Genomic DNA, 4,750 nt, shown 5'->3' with positions numbered 1-4,750 from the left:
TTGTGGCCCCAGTCGTCAGGATCATCGGAGTTTCCCGGCGACAGGCCCAGATCATCGCCCTTGGTCGAACAACCCAGCCCCAGCACCGTCCGGTTGGCATAGGCGAAATAGGCGGTGACCTGATTGACCTCCAGTATCTGACCATCATCGAACCCTGCCTGCTTCAGGGCCACCACATCGGCCTCGACCATATCCGCCGGGCTGAGCGTCAGTTTCCGCGCATAGTGCATCGCTGCGATCTGCGCCGGCTCCAGCGGGGCCTGTTCTGGCGCGCGCGCTTCAATGGCGGCGCGGATCGCATCGCCACGGGCCGTGTCACCCAGCAGGCGCTGCAAACCCTTGAAGTGATGCTCGACACAATAGCCGCAGCCATTGAGCGAGCTGACCCAGACCCCCAGAACCTCAAGAAACCACTTCGGCAGGCTGTTGCCCGTATGGTGCAGCACATTCTTGTAAAGGGCCATATGCCCCTCCATCGAATGCGGGCGCAGGGAATGAGCCATCATGATATTGTCGACATTGTTGCCCGGCCCGGTCACCCGCTCATAGAGCCGCCTGAGTTTGCCGGTGGCCTCGTCAAAAGGGATGGTTCTGATCCAGCTCATGATATTGCCTCTACTGCCCATTGATTGAACGCCGAGACATACCTGCGATCCATGTCCCGATCGAGTCCTTACCAGGCAAATGATGGTTGATAATTCACGCTTATGCCCGACGAGAGACGACCGCGTCCAATTTCCCATGCTATGCATCAAGCAAGGCTAGTGTAGAACACGATATCCACTCCTAAGTTCAATCAGACACCAACGGGGCGAAACATGGATATAGATGGAAAAACCGCAATTGTGACGGGCGCGGGAAGCGGCATCGGCCGAGGGCTTGCAATTTCGCTGGCCAAGTCGGGTATGAACGTTGTTCTCGTCGGTCATCATCAACCGCCGCTTGATGACACTGCCGCCGCCATTTTGGCAATGGGTGGCAAGAGCGTAACCGTAACAGCGGATGTCTCGAAACTTGATGACGTGCAGCGTGTGGCGAACGAGGCAATCCGCGCTTTTGGCGCGGTTCATCTGCTCTGCAACAATGCCGGCATTGGACCTTTCGCATCGACGGCAGAAACGACGATCGCAGAATGGGAGTGGGTGCTGTCCGTCAATCTTTGGGGTGTCATCCATGGCATTCATGTTTTCCTGCCAATTTTCGAAGCACAGGGAGAAGGCCACATCAATGCCACCGCCTCGGAGTCCGGCCTGTACGGGACACCCTATCTCGCGGCTTACAATACCTCGAAATTTGCGGTGATTGGATTGATGCAGTCTCTTGCGCGCGATTTGCGCGCAACCCAGTCTGATGTAACGGCTTCTGTGCTGTGCCCCGGTGCGGTAAAGACGCATATCCTCGATAGCGCGCGAGAACGCCCCGACACAGCGCAAAGACCTGTAGAAGTTTCAGCAGAAACACACGCCTTTCGCGACCTGGTGAACGATGCTGTTGCCAACGGTATGCCCCCTGAAGACGTCGCGGCATGTGTGGTTGACGGGATTCGCAAAGGCCAGTTTTGGATATTCTCCCACGACCACGTTCCTGAAACAGCCTTCAAACAGTCCGAAGCAATGCTATACGAGCGCAGGTTAATCGATTTGTAGATCGTGAGGCGAGCGACCGCTTTGCCCGCTTGCGGGGAATACGTGTCCTGCGCTGGAACGCCGCAAAAACGCAGGGCGGCTCTCGGCCTTTGTCCACAACACCTCGCGTCCCCCTTCCCCCGAACCACATCACCTGCCATAATATGAAAAACTCAAGAACAAGAGCAGCCGACATGCCCGACGATCTATTGACGCCCGATGCGACCGCAACCTATGACGCCTCCTCTATCGAGGTGCTTGAGGGGCTGGAACCCGTGCGCAAGCGGCCCGGCATGTATATCGGCGGCACCGATGAGCGGGCGCTGCACCACATGGTGGCCGAAATCCTCGACAACTCGATGGATGAGGCCGTGGCAGGCCATGCCAACCGGATCGAGGTGGAACTGCACGCCGACTACGCCCTGACCGTGCGCGACAACGGGCGCGGCATCCCGATCGACCCGCATCCGAAATTCCCCGACAAATCGGCGCTTGAGGTGATCCTGTGCACCCTGCACGCAGGTGGCAAATTCTCGGGCAAGGCCTATCAGACCTCGGGCGGCCTGCATGGGGTGGGTGCTTCGGTGGTCAATGCGCTGAGCGATTCCATGGTCGTTCAGGTGGCCCGCGACAAGCAGCTCTTTGAACAACGCTTCTCGCGCGGCACCCCGCAGGGGCCGGTGGAAAAGGTCGGCGCCGCCCCCAACCGGCGCGGCACCACCGTAACCTTCCACGCCGACCCCGAGATATTCGGCCATCACAAATTCAAACCGGCCCGCCTGTTCAAATCCATCCGCTCCAAGGCCTATCTGTTCTCGGGCGTCGAGATTCGCTGGAAAACCGCCATCGACGACGGCGAGACCCCGACCGAGGCCAGCTTCCACTTCCCCGGCGGCCTGTCCGACTATCTCAAGGAATCGATGAACGGCTCCTCCACCTATGCCGAACAGCCTTTCGCGGGCACCGTGGACTTTCAGGAAAAGTTCAACACACCCGGCAAGGTCGAATGGGCGATCAACTGGACGCCCTCGCGCGATGGCTTCATCCAGTCCTATTGTAACACCGTCCCCACCCCCGAGGGCGGCACCCATGTGGCAGGTTTCTGGGCCGCGATTCTCAAGGGCATCAAGGCCTATGGCGAGCTGACCAACAACAAGAAGGCCGCCCAGATCACCCGCGATGACCTGATCACGGGCGGCTGCGCGCTGGTGTCCTGCTTCATCCGCGAGCCGGAGTTTGTCGGCCAGACCAAGGACCGTCTGGCCACGGTCGAGGCGCAGCGGCTGGTGGAAAACGCCGTGCGCGACCATTTCGACAACTGGCTCGCCGCTGATACCAAGTCCGCAGGCGCGATCCTCGATTTCCTCGTGCTGCGCTCCGAGGAACGCCTGCGCCGCCGTCAGGAAAAGGAAACCGCGCGAAAAACGGCGACCAAGAAACTGCGCCTGCCCGGCAAGCTGGTCGATTGTTCCTCCAACACCCGCGACGGCACCGAATTGTTCATTGTCGAGGGCGACTCGGCGGGCGGCTCCGCCAAAATGGCGCGCAATCGCAAGAATCAGGCGCTGCTGCCCCTGCGTGGCAAGATTCTGAACGTGCTGGGCGCGGCCAGCTCGAAACTGGGCTCGAACGCTGAAATCAGCGACCTGACGCAGGCGCTGGGTGTGGGTCTGGGCACCAAGTTCAACATCGACGATCTGCGCTATGACAAGATCATCATCATGACCGACGCGGACGTGGACGGCGCGCATATCGCCGCGCTCCTGATGACCTTCTTCTTCACCCAGATGCGCCCGATGATCGACGCAGGCCACTTGTATCTGGCCTGCCCGCCTTTGTATCGCCTGACCCAAGGTGCCAAACGGGTCTATTGTCTGGACGAGTCCGAGCGGGACGTGTGGATGGAGAAAGGCCTTGGCGGCAAAGGCAAGATCGACGTTTCCCGCTTCAAGGGTCTGGGTGAGATGGACGCCAAGGACCTCAAGGAAACCACCATGGACCCGGACAGCCGCAAACTGATCCGCGTCACCATAGACGAGGACGAACCCGGCGAGACCGGAGACCTCGTCGAACGCCTGATGGGCAAGAAACCCGAACTGCGGTTCCAATACATTCAGGAGAACGCGCGGTTTGTAGAAGAGCTAGATGTTTAGCGCATCGAACACCAACAACTGACCTACAGAAGTACAGCCCAACCAAATGATTCACCTACTTTCGAAAGAGCTGGTTTCCGAAAGAAATCGGCAAGCTACTCTATTACCGGAATTTGTCAGACAGAATGGAAAAACTTACGGCTTGAGCTACGAGGACGTTTTGGATGTACATTTCTCCATTGTCGACTTTTTCAGGAGACAAGGATACGGGTTAGGTGGAATAGGGATAAAGGATCTGAACACATTTATTTCTACCGTCGAACGACAGTTCGCAGGGTTCGGGGGCCATGATTTGTACGGAACTGATTATGAAAAAATTGCCACCTTGGTATTTGGCATCATAAAAAACCACCCGTTCTACGACGGCAATAAACGCAGTGCTTTTTTATGCGCATTACTTCAGCTTCACAAAATGGGGAAGGTAATAACTGTAAGCGAAAAGGAATTCGAAGATCTGATGGTTGAGATCGCAAACGACTCAATATCACGAAAGTCCGCTCTGCAGAAAATTCTAAAGAAAGGAGAAACACACCCTGAGATAAGGTATTTGGGAAGGTATTTAGAGAAAAATTCTCGAAAAGTAGCGCGACTAAATAAGACCATCAAATTTAGGCAGTTAAAAAACATAGTGGAATCCAATGGATTTCAGTTCAAGAATTGCCACAAAGGGACAATCGACTTAGTTCAGATCGAAACCAGGACAATTCACAGATTTTGGTTCTCTGACAAAGTGGAGCGCAAGGAAACCGTCCTTGCCACAATAGCTTACCATGGTGATGGCGTGGATGTTCCGGACAACACATTGAAACTAGTCAGACAAAAATGTGGGTTGTCAGATCAAGATGGTTTTGATGGCGAAGTATTGCTACGAGATGCTCAGCCAACATTCCAGCTAATCAATAGCTATCGTACAGCCCTCCAAAATTTGGCCTATAGATAATCTGCAAATGGCGGAAAACTTGGGATAAGAGC

The 4,750-nt window shown here is 56.0% G+C and carries 4 protein-coding genes; 3 read left to right on the top strand and 1 reads right to left on the bottom strand.

Annotated elements, in window-relative coordinates; all coding sequences use genetic code 11:
• Window positions 1-605: peroxidase-related enzyme (locus M3P21_RS22085; protein ID WP_249713669.1), on the bottom strand; the 605-nt coding region annotated here is incomplete at its 3' end.
• 213 nt (window positions 606-818) lie between these two features.
• Between M3P21_RS22085 and M3P21_RS22080 the strand changes: the two genes are divergently transcribed.
• The 3 genes from M3P21_RS22080 (at window position 819) to M3P21_RS22070 (ending at window position 4,718) form a co-directional block, all read left to right on the top strand.
• Complete coding sequence (locus tag M3P21_RS22080) at window positions 819-1,646, top strand: SDR family NAD(P)-dependent oxidoreductase (RefSeq protein WP_249713668.1); 828 nt, start codon at window positions 819-821, stop codon at window positions 1,644-1,646.
• A gap of 173 nt (window positions 1,647-1,819) precedes the next feature.
• Window positions 1,820-3,778, top strand: a complete 1,959-nt coding sequence (gene parE / locus M3P21_RS22075; RefSeq protein WP_249713667.1) for a DNA topoisomerase IV subunit B — start codon at window positions 1,820-1,822, stop codon at window positions 3,776-3,778.
• A gap of 142 nt (window positions 3,779-3,920) precedes the next feature.
• Window positions 3,921-4,718 (top strand): type II toxin-antitoxin system death-on-curing family toxin, encoded by a 798-nt coding sequence (locus tag M3P21_RS22070; protein ID WP_249713666.1) that lies wholly within the window; start codon window positions 3,921-3,923, stop codon window positions 4,716-4,718.
• Window positions 4,719-4,750 lie beyond the last annotated feature (32 nt).

The sequence above is a fragment of the Ruegeria spongiae genome (assembly GCF_023502395.1).
Taxonomy (GTDB): domain Bacteria; phylum Pseudomonadota; class Alphaproteobacteria; order Rhodobacterales; family Rhodobacteraceae; genus Ruegeria_C; species Ruegeria_C spongiae.
This window is presented reverse-complemented; position numbering and strand designations above follow the sequence as displayed.

What these genes read in the sequence shown, in the direction of transcription:
- M3P21_RS22080 (WP_249713668.1), top strand. Translation starts at nt 819, where the DNA reads ATGGATATAGATGGAAAAACCGCAATTGTGACGGGCGCGGGAAGCGGC.
- parE (WP_249713667.1), top strand. Translation starts at nt 1,820, where the DNA reads ATGCCCGACGATCTATTGACGCCCGATGCGACCGCAACCTATGACGCC.